The 26,681-nt window shown below is 59.6% G+C and carries 28 protein-coding genes, 1 tRNA gene and 1 pseudogene; 16 read left to right on the top strand and 14 right to left on the bottom strand.

The window, feature by feature from the left end:
• Positions 1-11 precede the first annotated feature (11 nt).
• Entirely contained in the window at positions 12-215 is a 204-nt protein-coding gene (locus RGR602_RS18415) for a twin transmembrane helix small protein (protein ID WP_039846277.1), read from the bottom strand.
• 18 nt (positions 216-233) lie between these two features.
• Positions 234-1,067, bottom strand: a complete 834-nt coding sequence (locus RGR602_RS18410; protein ID WP_039846276.1) for an SDR family oxidoreductase — start codon at positions 1,065-1,067, stop codon at positions 234-236.
• Between the two features lie 76 nt (positions 1,068-1,143).
• Between RGR602_RS18410 and RGR602_RS18405 the strand changes: the two genes are divergently transcribed.
• On the top strand, positions 1,144-2,061 hold the full coding sequence (locus RGR602_RS18405; protein ID WP_039846275.1) for a YihY/virulence factor BrkB family protein: 918 nt from the start codon (positions 1,144-1,146) through the stop codon (positions 2,059-2,061).
• Here RGR602_RS18405 and gluQRS read toward each other — a convergent pair.
• Positions 2,023-2,904: a tRNA glutamyl-Q(34) synthetase GluQRS gene (gene gluQRS, locus RGR602_RS18400; protein WP_039846274.1), complete on the bottom strand. Its 882-nt coding sequence runs from the start codon at positions 2,902-2,904 to the stop codon at positions 2,023-2,025. The genes RGR602_RS18405 and gluQRS overlap by 39 nt on opposite strands.
• Here gluQRS and RGR602_RS18395 point away from each other — a divergent pair.
• On the top strand, positions 2,903-3,589 hold the full coding sequence (locus RGR602_RS18395; protein ID WP_039846273.1) for a DNA-3-methyladenine glycosylase family protein: 687 nt from the start codon (positions 2,903-2,905) through the stop codon (positions 3,587-3,589). The genes gluQRS and RGR602_RS18395 overlap by 2 nt on opposite strands.
• 111 nt (positions 3,590-3,700) lie before the next feature.
• Positions 3,701-4,258 carry an HNH endonuclease gene (locus RGR602_RS18390; RefSeq protein WP_022718785.1) on the top strand — a complete coding sequence of 186 codons (558 nt, stop codon included), beginning with the start codon at positions 3,701-3,703 and terminating at the stop codon, positions 4,256-4,258.
• 14 nt (positions 4,259-4,272) lie between these two features.
• Here RGR602_RS18390 and RGR602_RS18385 read toward each other — a convergent pair whose 3' ends face one another.
• Together RGR602_RS18385 and RGR602_RS18380 are read right to left on the bottom strand one after the other, a co-directional pair.
• Positions 4,273-4,788, bottom strand: a complete 516-nt coding sequence (locus tag RGR602_RS18385) for a disulfide bond formation protein B (RefSeq protein ID WP_039846272.1) — start codon at positions 4,786-4,788, stop codon at positions 4,273-4,275.
• 22 nt (positions 4,789-4,810) lie between these two features.
• Positions 4,811-5,401, bottom strand: coding sequence for a YqaA family protein (locus RGR602_RS18380; protein ID WP_039846271.1), 591 nt, complete (start codon positions 5,399-5,401; stop codon positions 4,811-4,813).
• Between the two features lie 199 nt (positions 5,402-5,600).
• On the opposite strand from RGR602_RS18380, the gene RGR602_RS18375 reads away from it, so the two are divergent.
• Entirely contained in the window at positions 5,601-5,900 is a 300-nt protein-coding gene (locus tag RGR602_RS18375) for a hypothetical protein (protein WP_039846270.1), read from the top strand.
• On the opposite strand, the gene RGR602_RS18370 is transcribed toward RGR602_RS18375, so the two are convergent.
• Entirely contained in the window at positions 5,870-7,636 is a 1,767-nt protein-coding gene (locus RGR602_RS18370) for a cation:proton antiporter domain-containing protein (RefSeq protein WP_052451661.1), read from the bottom strand. The two genes, RGR602_RS18375 and RGR602_RS18370, sit on opposite strands and share 31 nt — an antisense overlap.
• A gap of 207 nt (positions 7,637-7,843) precedes the next feature.
• Between RGR602_RS18370 and RGR602_RS18365 the strand changes: the two genes are divergently transcribed.
• Positions 7,844-8,050, top strand: coding sequence for a hypothetical protein (locus tag RGR602_RS18365; RefSeq protein ID WP_039846269.1), 207 nt, complete (start codon positions 7,844-7,846; stop codon positions 8,048-8,050).
• 63 nt (positions 8,051-8,113) lie between these two features.
• Here the strand turns inward: RGR602_RS18365 and RGR602_RS18360 are convergent, their stop codons facing one another.
• The gene (locus tag RGR602_RS18360) at positions 8,114-8,548 is read right to left on the bottom strand and encodes a hypothetical protein (RefSeq protein WP_133941871.1); all 435 of its coding nucleotides are present in this window, start codon (positions 8,546-8,548) and stop codon (positions 8,114-8,116) included.
• A 356-nt stretch (positions 8,549-8,904) separates the two neighbouring features.
• Between RGR602_RS18360 and RGR602_RS39250 the strand changes: the two genes are divergently transcribed.
• Positions 8,905-9,039: a hypothetical protein gene (locus RGR602_RS39250; protein ID WP_267285081.1), complete on the top strand. Its 135-nt coding sequence runs from the start codon at positions 8,905-8,907 to the stop codon at positions 9,037-9,039.
• Positions 9,036-9,614 carry a DUF1643 domain-containing protein gene (locus tag RGR602_RS18355; RefSeq protein WP_039846267.1) on the top strand — a complete coding sequence of 193 codons (579 nt, stop codon included), beginning with the start codon at positions 9,036-9,038 and terminating at the stop codon, positions 9,612-9,614. The genes RGR602_RS39250 and RGR602_RS18355 overlap by 4 nt, the downstream gene beginning before the upstream one ends.
• A 331-nt stretch (positions 9,615-9,945) precedes the next feature.
• Here RGR602_RS18355 and RGR602_RS18350 read toward each other — a convergent pair.
• Positions 9,946-10,030, bottom strand: a tRNA-Leu gene (locus tag RGR602_RS18350).
• Between the two features lie 123 nt (positions 10,031-10,153).
• Complete coding sequence (locus tag RGR602_RS18345) at positions 10,154-11,449, bottom strand: MFS transporter (protein ID WP_039846266.1); 1,296 nt, start codon at positions 11,447-11,449, stop codon at positions 10,154-10,156.
• 124 nt (positions 11,450-11,573) lie between these two features.
• Between RGR602_RS18345 and RGR602_RS18340 the strand changes: the two genes are divergently transcribed.
• A complete protein-coding gene (locus tag RGR602_RS18340) occupies positions 11,574-12,158 on the top strand; it encodes a TetR/AcrR family transcriptional regulator (RefSeq protein ID WP_039846265.1) in 585 nt (194 codons plus the stop codon).
• A 23-nt stretch (positions 12,159-12,181) separates the two neighbouring features.
• On the opposite strand, the gene RGR602_RS18335 is transcribed toward RGR602_RS18340, so the two are convergent.
• Positions 12,182-13,159, bottom strand: a complete 978-nt coding sequence (locus RGR602_RS18335) for an aldo/keto reductase (RefSeq protein WP_039846264.1) — start codon at positions 13,157-13,159, stop codon at positions 12,182-12,184.
• A 208-nt stretch (positions 13,160-13,367) separates the two neighbouring features.
• On the opposite strand from RGR602_RS18335, the gene RGR602_RS18330 reads away from it, so the two are divergent.
• The gene (locus RGR602_RS18330) at positions 13,368-15,008 is read left to right on the top strand and encodes an AMP-binding protein (RefSeq protein ID WP_039846263.1); all 1,641 of its coding nucleotides are present in this window, start codon (positions 13,368-13,370) and stop codon (positions 15,006-15,008) included.
• On the opposite strand, the gene RGR602_RS18325 is transcribed toward RGR602_RS18330, so the two are convergent.
• From RGR602_RS18325 to secA, 3 genes are all read right to left on the bottom strand, one after another.
• Positions 14,992-16,269 carry a GNAT family N-acetyltransferase gene (locus RGR602_RS18325; RefSeq protein WP_039846262.1) on the bottom strand — a complete coding sequence of 426 codons (1,278 nt, stop codon included), beginning with the start codon at positions 16,267-16,269 and terminating at the stop codon, positions 14,992-14,994. The two genes, RGR602_RS18330 and RGR602_RS18325, sit on opposite strands and share 17 nt — an antisense overlap.
• A 2-nt stretch (positions 16,270-16,271) precedes the next feature.
• The gene (locus RGR602_RS18320; RefSeq protein WP_039846261.1) at positions 16,272-17,681 is read right to left on the bottom strand and encodes a lipopolysaccharide biosynthesis protein; all 1,410 of its coding nucleotides are present in this window, start codon (positions 17,679-17,681) and stop codon (positions 16,272-16,274) included.
• A 163-nt stretch (positions 17,682-17,844) separates the two neighbouring features.
• Positions 17,845-20,559, bottom strand: a complete 2,715-nt coding sequence (gene secA / locus RGR602_RS18315) for a preprotein translocase subunit SecA (RefSeq protein ID WP_039846260.1) — start codon at positions 20,557-20,559, stop codon at positions 17,845-17,847.
• 247 nt (positions 20,560-20,806) lie between these two features.
• Between secA and RGR602_RS18310 the strand changes: the two genes are divergently transcribed.
• From RGR602_RS18310 to RGR602_RS35895, 6 genes and pseudogenes are all read left to right on the top strand, one after another.
• Positions 20,807-21,682 (top strand): peptidylprolyl isomerase, encoded by an 876-nt coding sequence (locus tag RGR602_RS18310; RefSeq protein ID WP_039846259.1) that lies wholly within the window; start codon positions 20,807-20,809, stop codon positions 21,680-21,682.
• Positions 21,683-21,796: 114 nt separating this feature from the next.
• The gene (gene argJ / locus RGR602_RS18305; protein WP_039846258.1) at positions 21,797-23,038 is read left to right on the top strand and encodes a bifunctional glutamate N-acetyltransferase/amino-acid acetyltransferase ArgJ; all 1,242 of its coding nucleotides are present in this window, start codon (positions 21,797-21,799) and stop codon (positions 23,036-23,038) included.
• Positions 23,007-23,827, top strand: a pseudogene (locus RGR602_RS18300) (GNAT family N-acetyltransferase). Before argJ ends, RGR602_RS18300 begins: the two are co-directional and overlap by 32 nt.
• Complete coding sequence (gene mutT / locus RGR602_RS18295; RefSeq protein ID WP_039846256.1) at positions 23,824-24,237, top strand: 8-oxo-dGTP diphosphatase MutT; 414 nt, start codon at positions 23,824-23,826, stop codon at positions 24,235-24,237. The pseudogene RGR602_RS18300 and the gene mutT overlap by 4 nt, the downstream one beginning before the upstream one ends.
• A 125-nt stretch (positions 24,238-24,362) precedes the next feature.
• Entirely contained in the window at positions 24,363-24,680 is a 318-nt protein-coding gene (locus tag RGR602_RS18290) for a hypothetical protein (RefSeq protein WP_039846255.1), read from the top strand.
• Between the two features lie 37 nt (positions 24,681-24,717).
• Positions 24,718-24,885, top strand: coding sequence for a Flp family type IVb pilin (locus RGR602_RS35895; RefSeq protein WP_082046579.1), 168 nt, complete (start codon positions 24,718-24,720; stop codon positions 24,883-24,885).
• Positions 24,886-24,908: 23 nt separating this feature from the next.
• Here RGR602_RS35895 and RGR602_RS18285 read toward each other — a convergent pair whose 3' ends face one another.
• The gene (locus RGR602_RS18285; protein WP_039847014.1) at positions 24,909-25,793 is read right to left on the bottom strand and encodes a methyltransferase domain-containing protein; all 885 of its coding nucleotides are present in this window, start codon (positions 25,791-25,793) and stop codon (positions 24,909-24,911) included.
• A gap of 627 nt (positions 25,794-26,420) precedes the next feature.
• Here RGR602_RS18285 and grxC point away from each other — a divergent pair.
• Entirely contained in the window at positions 26,421-26,678 is a 258-nt protein-coding gene (gene grxC / locus RGR602_RS18275; protein ID WP_039846253.1) for a glutaredoxin 3, read from the top strand.
• Positions 26,679-26,681 lie beyond the last annotated feature (3 nt).

Here is a 26,681-nt window from a genome sequence, read left to right as displayed (position 1 = left end):
TCTTCCCGGCGTTAAGTAGGGCGGCCACCTCCTGTCAGCCAGAGGGTCAGCATGATCAGGATCACAGCGATCGCCTGCAGCAATACGCGGAGCTGCATCAGCTTGTTGGAAGTGTTCGCGTCGCCGCCCTTCATCATGTTGAAGAGGCCGCGGACCAACACGAGCGCGACGAGGCCCATGATGATGATCGCGAGAATATAAGTGGCCGTGGACATGGAAGTCGGCTTTCTTGGTTAGTCGGTCCAGCGCATCAGGCGATAAAAAAGGTCCGCCGGAATCAGCCTCTTCAAGAACATGCCCTGTTTTGCCGGTGTCGTTACAGGATAATGTGGCTTCGGACTGTTCGAGTTCAATGCGTGTTTCAACACAGTATAGACGGCGGCGGGTTGAAGCTTATGTCGATTCTTCGGGCCAGTCCCGTCAAGACGCGCGAGTTGTCGGCGGTAATCTGCCGCATGCACCGAATTGCGGATGTCGACGTGTTCATTGAACTTCGCGAGCGCGTTGGCGGTAAAGCGCGAGGCAATCGGGCCTGGTTCGATCAGGCACACGTGGATGCCGCTGCCCTGAAGTTCCATGCGCAGCGTGATGCTCAGCCCCTCGAGCGCAAACTTCGAAGCGGTGTAGGCGCCGCGAAAACGATAGGGCACGACGCCCAGAATGGACGAGCATTGTACGATGCGGCCCGAGCCGCGCCTTCGCATCAGAGGCAGTATTTGCCGTGTCAATTCATGCCAGCCGAAGAAATTCGTTTCGAACTGCGCTCGCAGCACGTCTGTCGTTAAATCCTCGACCGCGCCGGGCTGGCCGTAGGCGCCGTTGTTGAAAACTGCGTCGATGCGCCCGCCGCTTGCCTCGGCTACATCGCGAACAAAATCACTGATCGTATCCGACCGCGTATAGTCCATCAGGAAGGCTTCGATGCCCTCATCCTGCAGCGGTCCGAGGTCGGCTTGTTTTCTGACCGCTGCAAAAACGCGCCAGCCGTCGACCTTCAGGGCTCGCGCGCAATAGGCACCGATGCCAGATGAGCATCCAGTCACGATGATGGTGCGCTGCTCCGCCATGGAATGATTCCTGTACAAATTGGGACTCGTTTCCCATATTCGAACCGACGATACAATGACGAAGCCCGGGGGTGGAATGCCGAAGATAGTGCGTACGCTCTATGATGTGGCATACGACGCGATCTGCCACCTAATCGAGGATGACGGTTTCGCGATGGCGAGCCATGTCGCGTTGTCGATCCTGCTGGCGGTGTTTCCTTTTTTGATCTTCGGCACGACGCTCGCAAACTTCCTCGGAGCCGACCAGTTTTCCTCCACGGCCGTTCATCTCATTTTCGATACCTGGCCGGAAGCGATCGCCAAACCCGTTGCCGACCAGGTGCTGCAGGTGCTGACGATTCCGCGCGGCGGACTGCTGACGGTCTCGGTGCTGGCGGCCGCCTATTTCGCCTCGAACGGGGTCGAGGCGCTGCGCATATCGCTCAACCGCGCCTATCGCGTACAGGAGACGAGGCCCTGGTATTTCACGCGCCTTGCCAGCCTCGGTTATGTGCTGATCGCGGTGATCATTTTTGCCGCCATCAGCATCCTGCTCGTCGCCGTGCCGCTCGCTCTCGATTACGCGCGGCAATGGTTTCCGCTGTTTGCCGATACGCTCGAAATTGTTTTCAGCTGGCGAATCTACGGAACGCTTTTCGTGCTGACGGTCGGTCTGCTCGTCGTTCACCTCTGGCTGCCTGCCGGCCGCAGGCGCGTTTACGACGTTATCCCTGGGGTTTTGCTGACATTGCTTTTCTGGCTCGCGGGCGCGCTGATCTTCGCCTTTTACCTCGCGACCTTCGCGAATTACACAGCGACCTACGCGGGTCTGGCATCGGTGATGGTCGTGCTGATCTTCCTCTACATGGTCGGCGTGATCTTCATCATTGGCGCGGAAATCAATGCGGCGCTGATGAAATTTCGGGTGCGCGCCATCTTCGCCCGCAATTTTTTAAGCGGGCAGGGCAGCAAGCTTTCAAAGACCGATAAGATCCCGGATATCGGCCGCCGATAGCCCCTTGCTACGCAAATCCGCGAGCCCGGTATCGCCATCGCTTTTCGAGAGCTTGCGACCCTTTGTATCCCTCACCAGCCGATGATGGTGGTAGACCGGCTGAGGCAGGTCGAGCAGCACCTGCAGCAGCCGGTGGACCGATGTTGCGTGAAAGAGGTCGAGCCCGCGCACGATATGAGTGACGGCCTGCAGCGCATCATCGACAACCACCGAAAGGTGATAGCTTGAGGGGGCATCCGAGCGCGAAAGAACGACGTCCCCCCACACCGATGGATCGGCGGCAATCCCCCCGGTCTCGCCGTCGCCGGTCTCGTTCCATGATAAAACACGATCGGCAGCCTGCAGTGCCCGCCCCATATCCAGACGCCAAGCGTGTTTCAGGCCTGAAGCAAGCATCTTGCGCCGCTCGCCTTCACTTCGGTCGCGATCGTCGGAGGGATAGTGCGGCGAACCGTCCGGATCGCGCGGCCAGAGGTTGCCTCCGGCTTCGGAAGCGGACACTCTGGCTTTCACCTCGCCGCGCGTCAGAAACGAGGGATAGACCAATCCGCGCTCGATCAGACCATGCAATGCTGTCTGATACTCCGCGAAATGGTCGGATTGTCGCCGGACGGGCTTCTCCCAGTCGATTCCCAGCCATTCGAGATCGGCATAGATGCCTGCTTCGAATTCGGGTGTACAACGTGTCTGGTCGATGTCTTCGATGCGCAGCAGCAGGCGTCCGTCCATTGCTGCGGCCATATCCTGGTTGAGGAAGGCCGAAAGCGCGTGGCCGAGATGCAGCGGGCCGTTGGGACTGGGCGCAAAACGGAAAATGGGCTTTTGACGCTGAGTCGTGGTCATGCTTTCTTCTGCCACGAATTCGAAACCATCGCGAGGCAACGTGCAGATCATTCGAAGCGACGAGGATATCCGCGAGGGACTGAAGCATCTGGTTCGTCTCGACCCGCGGCTCGCCGATATTGCGAAGGAGGCGGGTCCGATCCCGCTGCGCCTTCACGAGCCGGGTTTTGCGGGCCTTGCCCATATCATCGTTTCGCAGATGGTTTCGCGCGCAAGCGCCGATGCCATTTGGCGGCGTATGTCGCTTGCTGAAGGAGTGCTGACGGCCGAAAGCTATGTCGCACTGCGACCGGATGCCTGGCGGGAATTCGGTCTGTCGCGTGCCAAGGCGACGACACTGTCGGGTATCGCCGAGGCAGTCGTATCCGGCCGCCTTGATCTCGCTCTGCTTTCCTCGAGGCCGCCGGCGGAGGCGCTTGCCGAGTTGACGGCGTTGAAGGGGATTGGTCCGTGGACCGCGGAAGTCTATCTGATGTTTTGCGGCGGGCACGCCGATGTCTTCCCATCAGGAGATGTCGCCCTGCAGAACGCCGTCGCTGCTGCCTTTGGTCTCGCACAGCGTCCGCATGCGAAAGTGCTCGCCTCGCTTGCCATGGTCTGGTCTCCCTGGAGATCGGTCGCAGCAAGGCTTTTTTGGGCTTACTATGCTCAGAAACTGGGTCGCGGGCTCCTGCCGGTCGGCTGATGGACAACGCTCATCGAATTGTCGTTATTGACTGAATTTATTGGGCTTCACAAGGCTGTCACAACCGGCCTAATATAAGGATGCAGATGCCGAATCGCTCAGGAGAGTACCTTGACGATTGCAGTCTCCCCCCAGGCCCTGCCGGCGCTCGTCCTGAACGCTGACTACCGGCCTTTGAGTTATTATCCCTTGTCGCTCTGGTCCTGGCAGGACGCGATCAAGGCGGTTTTCCTTGACCGTGTGAATATCATTGCGGAATACGAACATTCGGTTTCCTCGCCGAGCTTCTCGATGCGGCTTCCGAGTGTCGTCTGCCTCAAGACCTACGTTCAGCCTTCGCGGAACCCAGCCTTCACCCGGTTCAACGTCTTTCTCCGCGACAAATTCGAATGTCAGTATTGCGGCGAGAATGATGATCTGACCTTCGACCACGTCATCCCGCGCGCCCATGGCGGCGAGACCACCTGGCAAAATGTCGTGGCGGCCTGCTCACCCTGCAATCTCAAAAAGGGCAGCAAGCTGCCGAAGCAGGCAGGCATGTTCCCGTCGCAGAAGCCGTATCAGCCGACCGTGCAGGACCTGCACAACAACGGCCGGCTCTTTCCGCCGAACTATCTGCACGACAGCTGGCTCGACTATCTCTACTGGGATACCGAACTGCAGCCCTGATTGCCGCTATTTCCTTATGCCGATTTGCGGACGCCGACGAAAGCGAAAGCCGCAAGGATCAGGCTCGCAATCACATTCCAGCCCGCAAAGGAAAGACCGAGAACGCGCAGCGCCGCATCGGTGCAGGACGGGCCGGTAATTGTGTTGAGTTCCGTAAGCAGGTCGCCGGCATTCTGCGTCATGGCCCCTGCACTGGTCGAGCAGGTCGCCGGCCCTGCCCAGAAATGCCATTCGACGCCCGCGTGATAGACACCCATGCCGGCACCGACCACCATCAGCATACCTGCCGCCAACAGCAGGGCACGGGCGACCCAGTTCGGCAGACCGAAAAGCGATGCGAGCGCGCCGAGAATCGCGATCGGAATGCCGTAGTAATAAGGCTCGCGCTGCAGCAGGCAGAGCGCACAAGGAATGTAGCCGCCGAGATACTGGAAGCCGAGTGCAGTTCCGACGACCGCCGCCATGCCGAGGGCCAGGAATAGCGAATAGAGAACGACCGGGCGGGAAAGAGGCGAGGCAATGGCAGTCATGGCGGAACTCCGCGAGCTTGGCTCAGTGGGCAAGGTAGCGATAGAGAATATAAAGCACGATGGCGACCACTGCACCGATGCTGACAATATGCCCCAAGCGCTTTTCGATGAAATGGCGAATCGGCTCACCGTAGCGGCGAAGCAGCCACGCCAGGAATAGGAAGCGCGCGCCGCGGGCGACGATCGCCGAGATGACGAACAGCCATATATTGACGTGAATCACCCCGGACAGAATCGTCACGATTTTGATCGGCGGCAGGTGCGCCAGTCCCGACGTCACCAGCAAAAGCAGGATCGTCTCGTAAGTGACGTAAGATTTCATCTGCTCGAAGGCATCGAGCTTTCCGTAGAATTCCAGCACCGGCCGCGCCACGGTCTCGTAGGCATAGAAGCCGAGCGCCCAGCCGGCGATGCCGCCGAGAACCGAGGCGGCCGTGGCAACGATCGCATATCGATATGATCGCTCAGGCTTGGCGAGTGCCATGGGAAGAAAAAGGACATCGGCCGGGACGAGAAAGACGGAGCTTTCGACGAAGGCGATAACGGCGAGCCAGACCTCGGCCGATCTGCGGGCGGCGAGAGACATGGTCCAGTCGTAAAGTCTGCGGAGCATTCCATTCCTTTCGTGCTGCGGTGCAAAAGCTTTAGGGGGGCAGTATGGCGCTGTAAATGCCTAGTGTGGCAATGATGCCAGCGTGCCACGAAAATTTTCGTGATCCGTATGGCGGCTGTGCTCCCACGTTTTCGGGAGATTGCAAATCGGTGAATCTTCTGCAAGCTGGTTTCCGATTGGTTTTTGCAGGTGGCTATGAATGAAATTGAGGGTGATTGAGGGCGGGCTCGGCAAAGGAGCCGATGCGCGCGAAACCGTAGCTTCAGCTCGAAGGCCGAGCAGGGAGGATGTACGGCGCGAAGCCGTCAGGCGGCTTCGGGAAAGCGGCTATCATTCGTCTTATGTGAGAGAGTTTGCGACGGGCGTTCCTGCGCCGGCAGCGCTCAGATATTTGAAGATGCAGCTCGATTTTGCGGCCGAGACGCTGTCCCGCCTCGATCCGATCCCCCACGACTTCTCCGCGGATGCCTATTGGCCTTGCGCCGACACTTCGCGTTGATCCGGATGCGCTTCGCGCTTCGCGTTTAATGCGTTCATCTGCGAGCGCTCTCGTGCCATTTCGCTGACGGCGGCCCTTAGCTCCGGGTGGCGGGCGGTGAACATATTGAAGTCACGTCGTTCCAGCACCAGGAATTGGCAGAAATCGATGGCAATGACATCGGCCGTTCGCCGTCCGCCGCTCAGCAGCGCCATTTCACCGAAAAATGCACCCGGTTCGAGACGGACGGCGCCCCCGGGAAGACGGACCTCCACGGCTCCGGACGAAAGAAAATACATGCCGTCCCCGCGGTCCCCCTTGCGCATGACGCGTTCGCCCGGCAGCGCGGATTTGGGACGGAAGAGAAGGAGCAGTTCCTCCTGCGAGTGCTCATCGACCTTGGCGAAAAGCGGGAAAGTCTCGATCAGTTGCTGCATCTCCAGCTGGTGCTGGCGCTCCCGCGCTTCGGTAAGTGCCCTGATCTTTTCAAGCTCGCGTCCGAGCGCCTCATGCCGGCGGCGGCCGTAATGATTGCTGAGCACCGGCCATCGGGCGTGCACATAGGTATGCAGCGCCTCGGCGCCGGCGCAGACGAGCGGATTGAGCGTGATCGAAATGATCGCGGACGCAAGGATGACATCCTGCCCGTCAGTCGGCAGCAATCCGAGGGAAACACCGAGGCCGGCAAGAATGAAGGAAAATTCGCCGATCTGCGCCAATCCGCCTGCGACGGTCAGCGCCATTCCGATCGGATAGCGAAGCAGGATGACGATCAGAAAGGAGATGATCGCCTTGCCGACGATGATCAACATCAGCGCGCTGATGACCGCCATCGGCTGGCGGACCAGGATCGATGGATCGAACAGCATGCCGACCGACACGAAGAACAGGACTGAAAAGGCGTTCTGAAGCGGCAGAGAATCGGCAGCGGCCCGGTGGCTGAGATTGGACTCGCTCATCACGACGCCCGCGAAAAAAGCGCCGAGTGCGAAGGAAACGCCGAAGATCTCAGCGGAGCCGAAAGCGATGCCGAGGGCGATGGCAAGGACCGTCAATGTGAAGAGTTCGCGCGAGCCGGTTCGGGCGACGAGCGTCAGTAGCCAGGGAACAATTTTCGGGCCGACAAAGATCGCCATGACTGCAAAGGCGCCGACCTTCAGCAGCGTCAGTGCGATCGCCAGCGAAAGCGGCAGCCCAGCGCCCTGTGCAGCATCGCTGGCGGCGCGGCCGCCGAGCAATTCCGCAAGGGCAGGCAGCAAGACCAGCGCCAGAACCATCGCCAAGTCTTCGACGATCAGCCAGCCGACCGCGACGCGGCCGCTTGCTGAATTCAGGAGGTTTCGTTCCTCAAGGACCTTCAGCAGCACGACGGTGCTTGCCACCGACAGGCTGAGGCCGAAGACGATCCCGGCGCCGAGCCCCCAGCCCCACCATTTCGCGAGGCCAATACCGAGCAGCGTAGCGAGGATGATCCGGATGATCGCGCCCGGCACGGCGATACCGCGCACGGCAAGCAGGTCAGCGGCGGAAAAATGCAGCCCGACGCCGAACATCAGCAAGATGACGCCCATTTCGGCCAACTGTCCGGCAAGCCCTGTATCGGCGACGAAGCCCGGCGTGAACGGTCCCATGAGTATGCCTGCGACGAGATAGCCGACCAGCGGCGGCAGCCGCAGCCTGTCGGCCACATATCCAAGCACCGCCGCAAAGACGAAGCTGACGGCGACTGTGGCGATAAGCGTTACTTCCTGATGCACATCCGTCCCTTGATATTCGTTGGCGACCGCCACTTTGACCGAAGCGTGAGTGAAATTAAATACTTGATTTGAGTTTCCGTACCACCGGCAAATACTGAGCTCCAGCGATACTCGGGCGTTCTCGCGGCGGCACCAGTTTGGCGTCAGTTTCGGAGATCAGTATAAGCGAGCACTAAAACAGAAATCCCTGTCTCATTGGAGATTTCCATGCGAGAAATAGAAGCTGTTGATGTCGCGTTCAAACGGTCGTTTGATGCCGTCGAATTCGGATATGTCCGAGAGGTACTTCTTGAGGACGAAGCCTGCTGGGGTCTGTTCGATTCCGAAGGCGATGTAATCTTCGTCGGCGACGACCTCGACGAATGCCGCTCCTTCGCTGCAAAGGAAGAGATCAGGATTCAGCTGATCCAGTAGGAGAGGTCGCGTGCGGTCGCGCACTTCTTGCAGCTGTTTCGCAAATCCCGCCGCCGAACTACGTCATCGCGATAAGGATTGGATGTAGTCGTAACTGACAATGGCTTCCTCGCTTGTTCCCTCGTCGTAGATCTTGGCAAGGGTCGCGTGCAGGTCGGGAGAGTAAAGAGCGCTCCAGAGCTCGACGCGCTCGCCGCCTCTTTTGGTTTCCTCTCTGATCCTGAAAACCTCGTATTTGCACCGGCCAACTGCGACGGTCTCGCGTTTGGTTACCGTCAGCTCCAGCGTCCACTTCTCGCTGGATTGTTGAGGATCCAAGGGGACAAAGGGGATGACGTGATGCCCATCCTTCTTGATGGGCAAGAGCTTGTCCAAGCCATCGATTGGATAGATGGCGTAACGCTCATCGCTGCTGGAGCGCGATAGATCGAAAAGCCCCTGGTACGAATAAACCGTCTGCTTCTTCGAACTTCCGAAGGAATTGGTTATTGCGACCACAGGTCCTTGCGCCGGCCGGAATTCGCTTATCGCCCCCGAATTCCTCAATAAGAAACCGTTTTCTGCACTCTTGGCTGAAGGGCAATCCGCGCCATAAGAAACAACCGGAAGGGCAACAAGAAGGAGCAGGTTGAAGAGGCGCCTTTTGATCATGATCTTTTGATGGCAGCGGGTTAGGATTTTCCAACGCCAGATCATCAGATTTAAAAGATCGACAAGAATAAACGCTTTGGTTGAAGTTTTTCACAGCTCTGACCGGTTGACGACGAGATCGCCATCAGTTGCACCGGCGAACTCCGCCAGGGATATACTGGATGCTTCGTCATCGCCGCTCTTGACAACTAAATCGCGACAAAGTGGAGATCATTGTCGGCGAAGGCCGCATCTCCGCCTTCATCTGCCTGGTCGGCGACGACAAGACGGTGACGATGGTCGGTGTCGTTCGCATGACCGGAACGTCTTGCGTCGACGTCTCGAAAGGAGAGGCATGACGCTGCTCGCACTCGATGACAGCATCGGTCTCATCAAAAAGGCCGCCGTCATTTCCGATTGCGGCCGATATCGCTACGAGCTGACGCGTGTGTGGGAGAAGGGCAGGCCGCTGCTCGTCACCTGCATGCTCAACCCTTCGACGGCCGATGCCGACAACGATGATCCGACGATCTGCGCGCTGATCCATTTTGGTAAGGCTTGGGGCTACGGCGGCCTGCTGGTCGTCAACCTCTTCGCCTTCCGCTCGTCGAGCCCGATCGTGATGATGTCGTCGCACTATCCGCGCGGCCCGAAGAACGTCCAGTTCATCGAAACCGCCTTGACGGTCGCCCGCTTGCAGAACACGCCGGCTCTTGCCGCATGGGGCGCCCACGGCGCGCACCACGCAAGTCTGAACGATGGGGAAGGGGGACAGGATTGGTTCTGCGGCCGCGCCCGCCACCAGACCGTCGATCTCGTCTGCCTGGGGCTGACGAAGGAGGGATTTCCGAAACACCCGATGGCGCGTGGCGTCCATCGCATTGATCGGAACCAGCAGCCGGTCATGTTCCGGCGCGCAACGAAGGCGGCGTAAACGTTAAAAGCAATCGACGATATCATCGCCGAGCGCCGTCCTATATTTTTTCACTCTGGCGGGCGAGTTGGTCGCCTGACTGGTCTAAGCCGAAGGGTCGTGCCAGCGACGGAGTTCGGCATGCCGTTGACGGTCAACGGCCCCGGCAACAAGATGCGCGACTGGTGCGACCAGGCCGAGCTGTTCCACCACCGCGCCCGGCCTGCACAAGGCGGGAGCGACGATCGCCGCTGGGAACAGTGCGACCGACGAAGAACTGATGGCGATCTTCGGCTGGACGACGAAGGGCCAGACGACGCCCTATACGAATTATCGGATCGTTTTTCGTCGGTGGTGCCCCATGCCGGGGTCGAACCAGCACTTCTTTCGAAACTCGATTTTGAGTCGAGCGCGTCTACCAATTCCGCCAATGGGGCAACGGATACCGACGAGCCGGGTGTCTAACATGCGACCCCCGGCCGCGCAAGACGGCCGGCGGGCTTATCAGGCTGATTTGATACGGCTTCCGGCTTGATGTTCCTTGGGAAAGCCTTTTGCAATCAGTGTGCGGTAGCCGGTGCCGGTTCGGTCAAGCCGGACTTCTTCAAAGTAATGGCGAGGATCGAGGCGAGCAGGCAGAAGGCGCCGGCAACGAAGAAGGCCGGCAGGTAGCTCGACAGCTCGGTCCGTGAAAGGCCAGCGCCATAAGCAGCGGTTGCCGCGCCCAGCTGATGGCCGGCAAAGACCCAGCCGAAGACCAGACCGGCCTTCTCCCGGCCGAAGCGGTCGGCGGCAATCTTTACGGTCGGCGGAACGGTGGCGATCCAGTCGAGGCCGTAGAACACCGCGAAGATCGAAAGACCGTAGAAGCTGAAATCGCTGAAGGGCAGGAAGAGCAAGGAAAGCCCGCGCAAACCGTAATACCAGAAGAGGAGCCAGCGGTTGTCGAAGCGATCCGACAACCAGCCGGAGCCGATCGTGCCGAAGAAATCGAAGATACCCATTACGGCTAGAACGCTGGCCGCCGCGACAGGCAGGATGCCGAAGTCGCCGCAAAGCGTGACGAAATGAGTCTGGATCAGGCCGTTGGTGCTGAGGCCGCAGATAAAGAAGGTGGCGAACAAGATCCAGAAAGTCGAAGTTCCGGAGATCTCTTTCAGGATCGTGATCGGCGTCTTAAGCGCGCCGACCAACGTGCCCCGTGCCGGCGGCGGCGTGACATGAGCTTCGCCGAGCGAGGGCAGGTTTAAGTCGGAGGGCCGGTCGCGCATGAAGGCAAGCACGGCAAGTGCGGCAACCATGATCATGGCGCAGACGAAGAAGACCGTGGAGCGCCAGCCGTAGCGATCCGTTAATTCCGCCATCAGCGGCAGGAAAACGAGCTGACCGGTGGCCGAGCTTGCCGAAAGCATCCCGACCACGAGGCCGCGGTGCTTCGTGAACCAGCGGGCAGATATGGTCGCTGCGAGCACCATGGCCGTCAGGCCGGTGCCGAAACCGACGACGATTCCCCACAGCAGCAGAAGCTGCCAAAGCGATGTCATGAAGAGCGAGCCAACGAAGCCCGCGCCGATCAGCGCAAGCGCGAAGACGATGACCTTGCGCACACCGAAATAGTTCATGAAAGCCGCCGCGAAGGGACCCATCAGGCCGAAGAGGACCAGGCGGATCGCAAGTGCGGAGGAAATCTGCGAAGTTTCCCAGCCGAACTCGTCCTGCAGCGGCTTGATCAGCACGCCCGGCGCGCCCATGGCGCCGGCGGTGACCAGCATGGTCAGGAAAGTCGCGCCGACAACGATCCATCCGTAGTGGATGTTGCGGCGTGCAAGGGTGGAGGCAAGCGCAGTGGAAACCATGGGGCAAGTTCCATTCGTGGGAATGATCGATGCATCACTGATTTAGATGATGGTCGTCATGTTTCTTGCGTATTGATGATAGGCGTCATATAATTTGTCAAGGGACTATTTTCGGAGCCGGATCATGCGCGTCAGCCGCGAAAAATTTGCAGAAAACCGCCAGAAGATCCTGGAAGTGGCGGGCGTAATGTTCCGCGAAAATGGATTTGATGGCGTGGGGGTTGCCGATATCATGAAAGCCTGCGGGCTGACGCATGGAGGGTTCTATGGCCACTTCCAATCAAAGGAAGAGCTGCAGCTGGAGGTCAGCCGTGCGCTGATCGCCAGGGTGGAAGTGCGATGGAAGGCTCTTATCGCCGACGCTCCGGATCGCCCCTTGGAAGCGCTCCTCGACCACTATGTTTCCTGGTGTTCCGTCGACAATCCAGGCTCGAGCTGTGTCTTCGTGGCATTGATGGAAGAGGTGAGCCGCAGTAGCGGTGCGGTGCGGGAAACCTTCAACGACGGGCTTTCCACGCTTGTCGATATCCTGGCGGAGATCGTTCCGGGTGAGACGCCGGAGGAGCGCCGCAAGAATGGCTTTACGACGCTCTCATCAATGATGGGGGCCGTCAGTCTGGCGCGCGCGGTCGAAAATCGCGATTTGGCCGGTCAGTTCCTTTCGACGATGCGGGAGAAGCTGGCACCGGCAAAGTTTGTCGGCGCCTGAGTGCCCGTCGGCATGTGTCTGCGTTATTTGAATCCTTCCACGTGATGCGGAACATAAGGCTCTTCGAGAGCGGCGACGTCGTCGGCGTTGAGCTTGACAGCCAATGCCCCAACGGCGTCCGAAAGATGGTGCGGCTTCGATGCGCCAATGATCGGTGCGGTCACCGCGCTCTTCTGCAAGATCCAAGCAGTTGCGATCTGGGCCCGGGAGACGTTATGTGTCTTCGCCAATCGGCCGACCGTGTCGATGATTTTGCGGTCGGCATCTTCGGCCTGCCTGTAGAGCGTCTTGCCGAATTCATCCGTTTCCGTGCGGGCGGTCCTTTCGTCCCAGTCGCGCGCCAGGCGGCCGCGGGCAAGCGGGCTCCACGGAATGACAGCGATCTTCTGGTCCTCGCAGAAAGGCAGCATTTCGCGCTCCTCCTCGCGATAAAGAAGGTTGACATGGTCCTGCATGCTCACGAACTGAGTCCAGCCGTTCAGCCGCGAGGTGTAGAGCATCTTTGCGAATTGCCAAGCATACATGGAGGAGGCGCCGATATAGCGCGCCTTGCCGGCCTTGACGACGTCGTGCAAGGCCTCCAGCGTTTCCTCGATCGGCGTCGTGTAGTCGAAGCGATGGATCTGGAAGAGGTCGACGTAATCCGTGCCGAGTCGGCGCAGGCTGTTGTCGATTTCGTCAAAGATCGCCTTGCGGGAAAGACCAGCGCCGTTCGGACCGGGGCGCATGCGGTGGAAGACCTTGGTCGCGAGTACGATGTCCTCGCGCTTCAAGTCCTTGATTGCCCGTCCGACGATTTCCTCGGACGAGCCGTCGGAATAGGTATTCGCCGTATCCAGGAAATTGATGCCAAGATCGAGTGCCTGCCTGATGATCGCGCGGCTTTCCTCCTCGCCGAGTGTCCAGGCGTGCTTGCCGCGGCCCGGATCGCCGAAGGTCATGCAGCCGAGGCAGATCTTCGAAACTTCAAGGCCAGTGCCTCCGAATTTGACATAGTCCATGAATTGACTCCGTGAATAAATCTCAATCCCCCGAGACACCTCGGGGTGATGTAGGGCGCAATCGGTGAGAGTGTCAGCAATCCGGCGAAAGAATATTTCAGGCGCGCCTTGCGATCATGAGGTGGAGCTTTGAAACACGCGATCAAGCGAACTTGCACTCGATCGCCGCAAGGTGTTAGCTGGTGCAGCATTCACTGGATTTTCGAGTATGAGACTTCCCGGCCGCGACCGCTATGACGGTCTTTATCGCGATTTTTCGTGGGAGATTCCGGAAGACTTCAATATTGGGCGTGCCGTCAGCGATGGATGGGCGGCGCAGGCACCCGAACGCATCTGCCTCGAACATTTCAGCCCGGATGGTCGTCATTTGTCGATGACCTACGGCGCGCTGGCGGAGCGCTCGTCGTCTTTTGCCAATGCATTGACGTCGCTCGGCATTCGCCGCGGCGATCGCGTCGCGTTGCTTCTGCCGCAATGTTTCGAGACGGCGATCGCCCATGTGGCGATCTACAAGATGGGTGCGATTGCGCTGCCGCTCGCGCTGCTGTTTGGCGTCGAGGCACTGGAATACCGGCTGAGAACCTCAGGCGCGACTGCGATCGTTACCAACTCGTTCGGACTGGAGCGGGTGAACCAGATTCGCGAAAACCTGCCGGAACTCGGCACGGTCATCAGCATCGATGGCGGTGAAGCGTTTGCTTTCGGAGCGCTCGTCGAGGCGCATCCGCCGCTTTTCGACGTTGCTGCGACCAGCCCGGACGATCCGGCGTTGATGATCTTCACATCAGGCACGACGGGGCCGCCCAAGGGCGCCTTGCATGGCCATCGTGTTCTGGCGGGCCACATTCCCGGGATGCAGTTCGCGCATGAAGGTTTTGCACAGCCCGGCGACAAGGTCTGGACGCCGTCGGACTGGGCCTGGGCAGGCGGGCTGCTGAATGCGCTGCTGCCAAGCCTCCTGCTCGGCGTTCCTGTCGTTTCCTCTCCGGCGCAGAAGTTCGACGCCGATATGGCTTATCGCATCATGGCCGAGATGAAGGTGCGGAATGCCTTCATCCCGCCGACAGCGCTCCGCCTGCTGAAATCGATCAGTGATCCCCGCGCGAAATATGATCTCAATCTGCGCACCATCGGCTCCGCCGGTGAATCGCTCGGTCGCGAAACCTATGAGTGGGCGCGCCAGGCGTTCGGCATCACCGTCAATGAGTTTTATGGCCAGACGGAGTGCAATTTCGTACTCTCCTCCAGTGCAGGCTATGGTGTCACGAAGGCAGGCGCGATCGGCCGCGCGGTTCCCGGTCATAGGGTTGCAATCATTGGCGAGAGCGGCGATGAAGTGTCCCCCGGCGAGACAGGCCAAATCGCTATCAAGGCGCCCGATCCAGTCATGTTCCTCGGCTATTGGAACGATGGCGAGGCGACCAGGAAGAAGTTCATCAACGGCTGGCTGCTAACCGGCGATCTCGGTCATCAGGATGACGAGGGCTACGTCATTTTCGAAGGCCGGGATGATGACGTCATCACCTCGTCAGGCTATCGCATTGGTCCTGCCGAAATCGAGGACTGTCTGAGCGGCCACCCGGCCGTGCAGCTCGCTGCCGTCGTCGGCAAGCCGGATCCGGTGCGCACCGAGATCGTCAAGGCCTATATCGTGCTTTCACCTGGCCGCACGCCCAGCGATGCGCTCGGCGCTGAAATCCGCGATTGGGTGAAGATGCGGCTTTCGATGCACGAATATCCGCGCGAGGTCGAATTTGTGGACGCGCTGCCGCTGACGACGACCGGCAAGGTCATCCGCAGACTTCTGCGCGAAAAGGCGGCCGGCGAGGGGCCTAACCGCGCCGTGTGAGCGATATGATCTTCTCGCGCAGCATCTTCGCCATATTGCGGGTGCTGCGATACATATGCAACTGAGCGGCGGCCTGGCGAACATCGCGGTCGCCGTTCTGCGTCAGGCCGATCACCAGCGTTCCCATTTCCTCGCGCTCCTGCCAAAAGCGGCTCATGATCGGATGGTCCGGCACCGCGCAGGAATCGGAACGCACGATATTCGCATCGTCGAGATGCCACTCCGTTAGTTCGGCCATCAACAGCTTGCCCGGAGAATAGCGGGCATAGGCCTCGTCGTAGGCCGTCTTCCAAGTATAGGCCTCGCCGCCCATCATCAACACAACTGTTGCCGCGATTGCCTTGCCGTTCAGGTCGATCGTGTGAATGCGCACCGCGTCGATCGCCGCAAGGTTCGAGACGGCTTCGCGGGCGAAGGCCGTGTGGTAGCGGTCGGTTGCCAGCGCGCTTCGTCTCTTGCCTTTCCAGCCGCCGGCTTCCATTGCTAAGAACTCCTCAAACCGCGCATGAATATCGCGGGGCTGGCGCGCAACGACATAGACAGCTGTTCCGAGCTCTTCGAGCTGCCGCCATTGACGGCGCATTTCCCTTTTATGCGAAGAAGAGATGGTACGGCCAAGATAGGCCATAGCGTCGTCCTCGCTCTGCAGCATCGGCCGCTCGGATGGATTGGTGACCGTGACCGGCAGGTTGCGGCTCAGCGCCACCGCCTTTGCCATGCGAGCAAAGATGCCGTTCAGGCGAATATCCGGCAGCACCAACGTTGCGGGAAGGTTCAGATCTTTCGCCGTCAAGCCTTCAAAAAGATTGTCCAGCGTCTCAGCCGCATCTTCGGCATCCACCAGGGGGGTGCCGAGCGGCGCGAAGCTGTTCGACCATGCGCGGATGATCGAGGGGCCGACGGCAAAGCCGGGTCTTTCGACAGAGAACGGCATCAGGAAACGCAAGCGGCTGCGCCGGCCGTTCTCGTCGCGGATCAGTGCGAAACTCACTTGCCGGTCTTCAAGCCGCGGCATGGCGGGCGCGAGGAAGCGGCCGGTGAAGAAAACATTCGGCTCCATCGCACGGTTCGAAAGGAAATCCAGTTCGTCCTGCAATTCATAGCCGAGCCTGCCCGGATAGAGGCAGAGCTCCCGGCCCGGACGTCCGATCTCGACGCGCGCTTCAGCCTGCGGCAAGTCGAAGTTTATCGAGGCAAGCTCGTGAACCATGCGATTGGCGTTGGTATCGGTGCTTTCGGTAACGGGGGGGACACGCACCATTATCAGGCTCTCGTTTCTATCGTTGCCGGAGGGCGGCTGAATGCAAAAAGGACAATGCCGAGCGCCCGGCGCACGGCGATGTGCAGCAGGATCGCTTCCACACCCATTGCCGATGCCGTCGCGATCGCAGTGCCGACGGTGCCAAGGTGCGGAATCAGGGCGATATTCAAGGAGACGTTTGCCGTGAGCGCCGCCGCATAGAGGGCGACGCAGAGGTTCTGCTTTCCGGCCATCATCAGCAGCGTTTCGGCCGGACCGACGAGGGCCTTGGCGAGGATGCCCGCAAGCAGGATCGCCATCAAAACATAACCTGCCGTAAAGGCTGCGCCGAAAAGCGACAGCAGCAAGTGACCGGCTGCAACGACTGCGAGCCCGAGGGCCAGCGCCGGCCAGAAGGTCCATCGCGCAGCGTCGATTGCTGCTGCGGCAAGCTGCTCGCGGGTGCCTTCTGCGATGAGGCTGGAGAAGCGTGGACCGGATGCTGCCTTTACAGAGAACATGATGAAATGCACCAGCGCCATCGTCTTTGCGGCGGCAAAATAGATCGCCACGTCATGCGGCTCGAGGAAGATGCCGACGACAACCACATCCGAATTGGTCAAGAGGAAGCTCACGCCTTCGACCAGGAATATCGGGAAGGCGATGTTCAGCCAGTTGAGGAAATCGACCCTGCGCGGTCCCTCGCTGTAGTGGCGGCGCAGGCGCAGGAGTGTCGCGATGTATTGGCCGACGGCGGTGACGTAGGTTGCGGCCAGCGCGGCTTTCATGGCGGTGACGGCAGAATGCTCCGCACCGGCTCCGATCGCTGCCAGCATGAAGAGAATGATGAGGACAGGCCGGATGATGTAGACCGGGCTCAGCGCCATGACCGGCCAGTGATTGGCACGCGAGGTGCCTTCCAGAATGTCGCCGAGCGCGATCATCGGCATGGCGAGAAGGCCAAGGAAAACAGGAATGAGATAATAGGACTCAATCCTGTCGCCTAGGAAATGGAGTCCCGCCATACCGGAAGCCATCACCAGCGTTCCGGAAAGCATGGCGAAGGTACGGGCCGTTCCCGTCAGGCCGCGAATTTCCTCGAAGGCACCTGCAGCCTTGTATTGCGGCAGGAAACGAACGATCGCGGTGTGAAAGCCGAGGCAGGAGAGATCGCCGAAAAGGACGATCAGAACCCAGACAAACACGAAAATCCCGTATTCATATTCGCCCATGAGGCGCGCGAGGATGATCTGGGAAATGAAGGCGAGGGCGGCGCTCACTATGCGGATCGAAAAGGCGGTAAGTGCCATCCGCTGCGCGGTTGCCTTGTCGCCGTGCCCGGTCACGATTGCGGCAAGCACGCGCAGCAGACGGCTTCCCGCCGGACGCAGGCCCGCAGGCAGCAGTCTTTCCGCTGTTTCAATGACCGCCATTACGAACACGCAACACTCTGAACTCAGGCAAATCGTGTCAGAAGTCTTGTCAGATCAGGATTAAGAAACGGTTGTGGTGAGCATATCATCCTTAACCGCCAGTCTAATTCGCGCAGAAAGAAATGCCGCCCGAAGGCGGCATTCTTGAGCTGCCTGCCGACGCTCAGGCTTCGGCAAACGCACCGTGGCAGTGCTTGAATTTCTTGCCAGAACCGCAGGGGCACGGCTCGTTGCGGCCGACCTTGCCCCAGGTGGACGGGTTGTTCGGATCCCGGTTTTCCGGCGAGACGATCACTTCGGACGCCTGGAAGATCGGCGCGAAATCATTCTCGCCCGTGTCGGGGTCCAGGTGCTGGGCTTGCATGACCGGCAGTTCCGGCTCGGCGGGCGCCTGCTGCACCAACTCGACGCGCATCAACTGCGCCGTCACAGCCTCGCGCAGGCTGTTCAGTAGGGTCTGGAAGAGCTCGAAGGCTTCGGATTTGTATTCCTGCAGCGGATCGCGCTGGGCATATCCGCGGAAGCCGATGACGGAGCGCAGGTGGTCGAGGTTGACGATGTGCTCGCGCCAGAGATGGTCCAATGTCTGCATCACGATCGAACGCTCGACATAGTGCATGATATCCGGGCCGAAACGCTCGGCTTTTTCGGTGAAGGCAGCGTTGGCCGCTTCCGTCAGACGTTCGCGGATATCGTCTTCACCAATGCCTTCTTCCTTTACCCAGTCCTCGATTGGCAGATCGAGGTTGAAAAGCGCGGCAACCTGCTCCTTCAATCCGGCAGCATCCCATTGCTCCGCATAGGCACGCTCGGGAATATGCTTCTCGACGAGGTCCTCGATGACCTCGCGGCGCATATCCGAAACGGTCTCGGAGATGTTCGTAGCTTCCATCAGTTCGAGGCGCTGTTCGAAGATCACCTTGCGCTGATCGTTCAACACGTCGTCGTATTTCAGCAAGTTCTTGCGGATATCGAAGTTGCGGGCCTCGACCTTCTTCTGGGCGCGCTCCAGAGCCTTGTTGATCCAGGGATGGACGATTGCTTCGCCTTCCTTGAGACCAAGCTTCTGGAGCATGCCGTCCATGCGATCGGAGCCGAAGATGCGCATCAGGTCGTCCTGAAGCGACAGATAGAACTTGGAGCGGCCCGGGTCGCCCTGACGGCCGGAACGGCCACGGAGCTGATTGTCGATGCGGCGGCTTTCATGGCGTTCCGTCGCGATGACATAGAGACCACCGGCGGCGATCGCCTGCTCCTTGAGTTTCTGGATCTCCTCGGCGATCGCTGCAATCTTGGCGTCGCGTTCCGGGCCAAGCTCGGCCTCGCCAAGCTCGCGCTCGATGCGCATGTCGAGGTTGCCGCCAAGCTGGATGTCGGTACCGCGGCCCGCCATGTTAGTGGCGATCGTGACCGCGCCCGGCACGCCTGCTTGCGCAACGATATACGCTTCCTGCTCGTGATAGCGGGCGTTCAGGACCTGGAAGTCCTTGAAGCCCTGCTTGCGCATCAGCTCAGCCAGAAGTTCGGATTTCTCGATGGAGGTCGTGCCGACGAGCACCGGCTGGCCGCGCTTCTGGGCGTCTGCGATCTCGGCGATGATCGCTTTGTACTTCTCCTCGAAGGTCCGGTAGACCTCGTCGTCTTCGTCGATACGCTGGATCGGCAGGTTAGTCGGCACTTCGATGACATCGAGGCCGTAGATGTTGCCGAATTCTTCCGCTTCCGTCTGCGCCGTACCGGTCATGCCGGCGAGCTTTCCGTACATGCGGAAATAGTTCTGGAAGGTGATCTGCGCCAGCGTCTGGTTTTCTGGCTGGATCTGCACCTTTTCCTTGGCTTCCAGCGCTTGGTGCTGGCCCTCCGAATAGCGGCGGCCCGGCATCATGCGGCCGGTGAATTCGTCGATAATGACGATTTCACCATTGCGCACGATGTAGTCCTTGTCGCGCTGGAAGAGTTTGTGGGCCTTCAGCGCATTGTTGATGTGATGGACGATCGCGACGTTTTCGATGTCGTAGAGCGCGCTGCCTTTCAGGAGGCCTGCCTGTTTTAGGAGACCTTCGAGCTTCTCAGTACCAACTTCAGAGAAGTTCGCCGAACGTTGCTTCTCGTCGATCTCGTAATCTTCCGCCGACAAGAGCGGAATGAAAGCGTCAATCGTGTTATAAAGATCGGAGCGGTCGTCGAGCGGACCGGAGATGATCAGCGGCGTGCGTGCTTCGTCAACCAGGATCGAGTCCACTTCGTCGACGATCGCAAAGTTGTGGCCGCGCTGGACCATCTGGCCCTTCTCATACTTCATATTGTCGCGAAGATAATCGAAGCCGAGTTCGTTGTTCGTGGCGTAGGTGATGTCGCAATTGTAAGCGGCAGCGCGCTCCTCATCCGACAGTCCATGGACGATGACGCCCGTGGTGAGCCCGAGGAAGTTGTAGATACGGCCCATGTTGGCGGCGTCGCGGCGGGCAAGGTAGTCGTTCACAGTAACGACATGGACACCCTTGCCGGCAAGCGCATTCAGGTAAACCGGCAGTGTCGCAACCAGCGTCTTACCTTCACCGGTCTTCATTTCGGCGATGGCGTTCGAATGCAGGATCATGCCGCCGACAAGCTGCACGTCAAAAGGCCGCAGGCCAAGTACGCGGCGCGAGGCTTCGCGCACGACGGCGAATGCCGGAACGAGAATGTCGTCGAGCGTCTTCCCGTCCGCAAGCATCTTGCGGAACTCGACCGTCTGGGCGGCGAGCTGTTCGTCGCTCAGGGCCTTCGTCTTCTCTTCGATCAAGTTGATGGCGGCGACTTTCGGCTGGAAGGACCGCACGCGGCGATCATTGGCAGAGCCAAATATTTTGCGGGCGAGACCGCCGAAGCTGACCATATGACTGGTCCTTTCTCAATATTCTTCCCCGGCTTTTCTTATACGCACACCCAGCCGAAAATCAGGCACACGTCTCGAAACGCCAGGAAACTTTTCTGGACGCGAGGTTGCGTGACAGATAAGAGGGGGGTCGAATGATGTCAACGGATTTGGCTGATATAGAAAGGCCACATTCCAGTGTTGATGGCTGTTTTGGGCTGGATTCACGAATGCTGAAGCCGGTGATGTAACTCTGAAAGGTTATTTGATGTTGAGCTACAACAAACTCGCCGTGATGGCGCTTGCAACTTTCGTTGCGCTCCAGGCGCCGGTCTATGCGGAAGACAAGCCGGATGCAGTCGTTGCCAAGGTCGGCGACCTTGAGATCCATCAGTCGGAACTCGATCTGGCCGTCGCCAACCTCGATCCCCAGCTAGCGCAGCTCCCGGACGATCAGAAGAAGGTTGCCGCGCTTTCGGCCGCGATCGACGTCAAGCTCCTCGCCGGCGATGCGGCTGCCGAGAAGCTCGATCAGACCAGCGAATTCAAGAAGCGCATACAATATCTCTCGGATCGCGAACTGCATAATGCCTATTTCAAGAAGCATGTCGTCGATACCGTTACCGACGATGAAGTGAAGGCGCGCTACGACAAGGAAGTCGCAGCCCTTCCGAAGCAGGAAGAAGTCCATGCTCGCCACATCCTCGTAAAGACCGAGCAAGAGGCCAAGGATGTCATCAAGCAGCTGGATGGCGGCAAGGACTTTGCAGAACTTGCCAAGGAAAAGTCCACCGACCCGAACAAGGCTGACGGCGGCGATCTCGGCTACTTTACCAAGGGTCGCATGGTCAAGGAATTCGAGGACGCAGCCTTCTCTCTCGAAAAGGGCACCTATACCAAGACGCCTGTGAAGACCGATTTCGGCTTCCACGTCATTAAGGTCGAGGACAAGCGCGACGCGCCGCCGCCGCCGCTTGATCAGGTCAAGGACCAGGTTCGTCAGCTTGTCATGCGCGATAAGTACCTTGCCCTCCTCTCCAAGGCGAAGGAAACGTCCAAGGTCGACATCATGGACGAAACGCTTCGCAAGGGTTACGACGACGCGAACAAGCAGCAGGCGCCAGCAACGCAGCCGCAGCAGTAATTTCCATCCAGGGCCCGGTTCTTCCGGGCCCTTCACTATCCTTTGTTGTCGCATTTCCGGAGGGCGAACCGTTTTCCAAGTCGCCTGGAAATGCCTATAGCCAGGTCGATCCTCATGTCCGGTTCCGTTTCTCCGCTCGCTCCGACAACCTTTGCCACGATGCCGGCGCTGCGCGGCGTGCGCATGGCGACCGCTTCCGCAGGCATCAAGTATGAGAACCGGACGGACGTGCTTATGATGGTCTTCGACAAGCCGGCCGCCGTTGCGGGGGTTTTCACGCGATCGAAGTGCCCGTCGGCGCCCGTCGACTTCTGCCGTGGCAATCTGCCGCATGGCATCGCGCGCGCCGTCGTCGTCAACTCTGGCAACGCTAATGCCTTCACCGGCCTGAAGGGACGCCAGGCGACCGCCTTGACGGCAAAGTCGGCTGCCGCTGCCGTCGGCTGCGGCGAGAATGAAGTCTATCTGGCGTCGACCGGCGTGATCGGCGAGCCGCTGGATGCGACGAAATTCGCAGGTGTTCTCGACAGGATGCATGCCGAGGCGACCGGCGATTTATGGTTCGAAGCCGCCAAGGCGATCATGACCACGGACACCTATCCGAAGGTTTCGACCCGCAATGCCGAAATCGGCGGCGTGAAAGTGACCATCAACGGCATTGCCAAGGGCGCCGGCATGATCGCACCCGACATGGCGACCATGCTCTCATTCGTTGTCACGGATGCCGATATCGCGCCCGCCGCTCTGCAGGCACTGCTTTCGGACGGCGTCGGCCCGACCTTCAATTCGATGACGGTGGATAGCGATACGTCTACCTCCGATACGCTGATGCTGTTTGCGACGGCTGCCGCCGCCGAGGACGGTCAGGTCCGCATCGAGCGTGTCGACGATCAGCGCCTTGCCGCCTTCCGCGCGGCGCTCAATGAAGTGTTGAAGGATTTGTCGCTTCAAGTTTGCCGTGATGGCGAAGGCGCCACCAAGATGCTCGAGATCAACGTGACCGGCGCACAGAGCGATGCGGCTGCCAAGCGCATTGCGCTTTCGATCGCGAATTCACCCCTGGTGAAGACGGCTGCCGCCGGCGAAGACGCTAATTGGGGCCGCATCGTGATGGCCGTCGGCAAGGCCGGCGAGATGGCCGATCGTGATCGGCTCGCCATCTGGTTCGGCGATGTACGTGTTGCGGTTAACGGTGAGCGCGACCCTGATTACTCGGAGGAAGCCGCCTCGAATGTGATGAAGAAGCAGGATATTCCGATTAAAGTCGATATTGGGCTCGGCGCAGGTGCGGCTACGGTCTGGACCTGCGATCTCACAAAAGAGTATGTGGCGATCAACGGCGACTACCGGAGCTGATCGTTCTTGACTGAAACATTCTCCCAAAAGGCAAATTTGCCGCTCGTACGCAGGCTGGAAGCTGTCGGTTTCCGGGCGTGGCCGGCTTCTTCCGTGCAATATGACGGCAGCTGGCAGGTACGGCTGACGGCGGGCCATCCGTCGAACCGGCTGAATTCCATCGTGCCGCTCGACCCTTCCGATCATCGCGACGTCGAAGTCCGGCTGGAGAAGGCCAGCCGCAAATTCGAGGCATATGGCCGCCCGGCCGTTCTTCGCCACACACCGCTTGCGTCGCCGGTTCTGATCGATCTCGTCAAAGAGCGACAATGGACGCATTTCGACGAGACAATCGTCATGACCTGCGATCTGGCGCATGCCGAACTGCCGGACACACTCGATCACCTGCCGACGCATGACATCGGCCGCTTCGTCGATGCCAATCTTGCGACGGATCAAGTCTCCCCGAAGCTGAAGCCGGCGCTTGCCGAGATCATTAACGCGATCGGACCGCCGTGCGGTCTCTTCATGATCGAGGATCCGGAAACCGGCCCGCTTGCAACCGTGCTTTGCGTTCAGGACAACGATCTTGCCGGCATCATGTCGCTTTCGGTGGCTAAGAAGCGGCGGCGGGAGGGCCTCGGCCTCGAAATCCTGACCTCTGCCCTTCGCTGGGCACGCATGCGCAGCGCCCGCTCGGCCTGGCTGCAGGTCAAGGCTGTAAACGTCCCGGCTCTGGCGCTCTATGGCCGTCTCGGTTTCCGCGAGGCTTACCGCTACAGCTACTGGCGCCGGGAACAGGCGCAATGAGCGAAACCGGCAAGAATATTCTGCTGGTTGCCGCCTGCGCGTTGATCGATTCCGACGGCCGTATCCTTCTGGCACAGCGCCCGGAGGGAAAGTCGCTCGCCGGCCTGTGGGAGTTTCCCGGCGGCAAGGTCGAACCTGGCGAGACGCCGGAGGAGACCTTGGTGCGCGAACTCGAGGAAGAACTTGGCGTCAAGACCAAGGTTGCCTGCCTCGCGCCGCTGACATTTGCCAGCCACAGCTACGACACATTTCACCTCCTAATGCCACTTTATGTCTGCCGCCGCTATGAGGGCATTCCCCAGGGCAGGGAGGGCCAGGCTTTGAAATGGGTAAAACCCATGGCTCTCAGGGATTATCCGATGCCGCCAGCCGACGAGCCGTTGATCCCTATGCTTCAGGATCTACTTTAGCGAATTATCGCTTTCTTGCGGCAAAGTGCCGGTTTCGGCCAGAGTTATTAATCGATCGTTTATCACCTTCTGCCAAAGATCGGCCTCACTCAAGCAACTGGCGTGTGAGTAAAAGGCTTGACGCAATGGACGACGATTTCTGGAAAGCTGTCCGAGAGAAAGAACAGAGCTCGAATGCTTCGCGCAGGACGGGCGCGCTCAATCTCGTTTTGCTATTCGGCACCGCGGTCGTTGCCCTGACGCTCATCCTCACGCCAATGCTCGCCGACAAGTCCAAGTCGAGCGTTTTCGCCAGTGTTCCGGCCGACTTCGATACGATCACGACCGGATCCATCCCGAGAACGGAAAACGGCAAGCGCTACACGATCCGACGTAGCGTCTTGCAGGAGACGCCCGGCTCGGTCTGCGTTGTCCAGGGGTACGGTTCAGGAGCCGGCTGCTGAGGAAATCGGATATCCGCCTTGGCGGGAAAGGTTGGGCATGCGTATTCTGAAAGCTTTCCTTGCAGACATTCGCGGCGCGACCGCAGTCGAGTACGGTCTGTTGGCCGCCCTGATTTCAGCCGCCCTTATCGGCGGACTGACGACCTTCGGCAACAGCCTGCAAAACACCTTCAATACGGTGTCCAACAACCTTGACAACCACTAGGCGATCAAGTGGCTCGCCTCCATTCACTGCTTCAGCTTGTGCTCGTCCACGCGCAGAGCATCGGCAAGCCGCGCTTTCGCCGAGCCCGGCTGCAACGGCTTCTGCTGGCTTTCATGCGGTGCCCATCCTGAAACATAGATGATCGAGAATGTCGCCCTGATACGCCCGTCCGGATCGGAATAGCGCTCGGCATAGATTTCTGCCGCGCGCAGAAAGAATGCGCGGGTGGGCGGCTTGCGGCTGCGGGCGGCGAGGGGATTGGTCATGCCCATGGCGCGCAGGTCTTTCATCAGCGGGAAGAGGGAATTGTAGCGGACCGTATAGGTCTCGGCGTCGATCACCGGCAGCGCGAAGCCGGCGCGCTGGAGGAGGCCGCCCACATCGCGGACGTCGGCGAACGGGATCACGCGCGGGCTCGCGCCTCCGGTCATCTCCGCTTCCGTTGCAAGCAGAACATCCCTGAGTTCCTGGAGAGTACCTGCTCCGGGGATTGCCGCAAGAAACAGGCCGTCGGGCTTGAGAGCACGGCGAATCTGGATGAAGACGCCGGGCGTGTCGTTGGTGAGATGCAGACAGAGCGGCGCAAGAACGAGGTTGGCAGACTGCGGCTCGATCGGCACGTCCTCGAGCGGCGCCATGGCCAGAACTTCATTCGGCGCGGCAAATGCCTGTTCCGCCTCGACCCGTGTCATAGCACCGATCTTGCCTGTTGCGACTGCCGCCCGCGCCGCTGCTCCCGTCATACCGTGCAGTTCCACGGCTGTCTCGAAATGGCGTTCGACGACAGCCAGCCGATCGGCAAGTTCCGCTGCGGCGATATCCAGGAGAAAGGCAGCTTTCGGATCGGCGTTTTTCAGTGCGCGACGGCGGTTTGCGGCGATCGCGGTCCGGTCGAAGATCATATCCATGTGCATGTCCATAATCCTGCGCGCCAAGGGGGGCAAGGTGGATTTTCCTTGTCCTGCGCAAAGCGCCAATCTTCGCAAATTGGCCCATCAATTTCGAACGACCGGGCGCTGCGATTAACGCAATTCGTCCGGCCATTCGCCATGTTCGCCGATCGGCTCTATCCGCCGGCCCGCGCCTCCCATTGTTGCCGCTGGCCACCGCGGATCATGTCCGAAATGTTTGTCCGGCGTGCACTTCATCGAGCGGTCTTATTGCGAAGTACTGGTTCTGCCGTTAGCGCTGAGGCGATCGCCATCCACCGCCCTTTTCCCGGCTTCGCTCGGTCGCCGCGCACGATCACGCCGTCGGCGATCTCCCCCACGGTCTCAAATATCGCGACCGCACCGATCTGGGCCGATGGTGGCGGTTGGATGCTTCGCTCCGGCGACGGCATGACCGGGCCTGCGATGTATTGGTTCCGGGTCCGCTCCATTGATCCCGTATGCTGTGACGCAAGTTCAGAGCTTGCCCGCAAGGCGCGTACTTCGGCGGGCGGGCGCCGTGGACATCACGGTTTTAACCTTTGCAAGGGCTTTGTCGGAACCTATATGAGAAAAAGAAAACCGGCATACGTCTGGAGATAAAATATGGCACCAGTCATCATCTATACGCGGCAGTTCTGCGGCTATTGCGCTCGCGCAAAATCTCTTCTCGAAGAGAAAGGGATCGAGTATATCGAACACGATGCGACCTTTTCGCCGGACCTTCGCCAGGAGATGGTTGGCAGGTCAAATGGCAGGACGACGTTCCCGCAGATATTCATAGGCGGGCAGCACGTTGGCGGATGCGATGATCTATATGCGTTGGACCGCGCCGGTGGGCTCGATCCCATGCTGGTAGCATGAGGG

This window comes from Rhizobium gallicum bv. gallicum R602sp (assembly GCF_000816845.1).
Lineage (GTDB): Bacteria > Pseudomonadota > Alphaproteobacteria > Rhizobiales > Rhizobiaceae > Rhizobium > Rhizobium gallicum.
The sequence above is the reverse complement of the archived record's forward strand: the minus strand, read 5'-3'. Positions and strand labels throughout refer to the sequence as shown.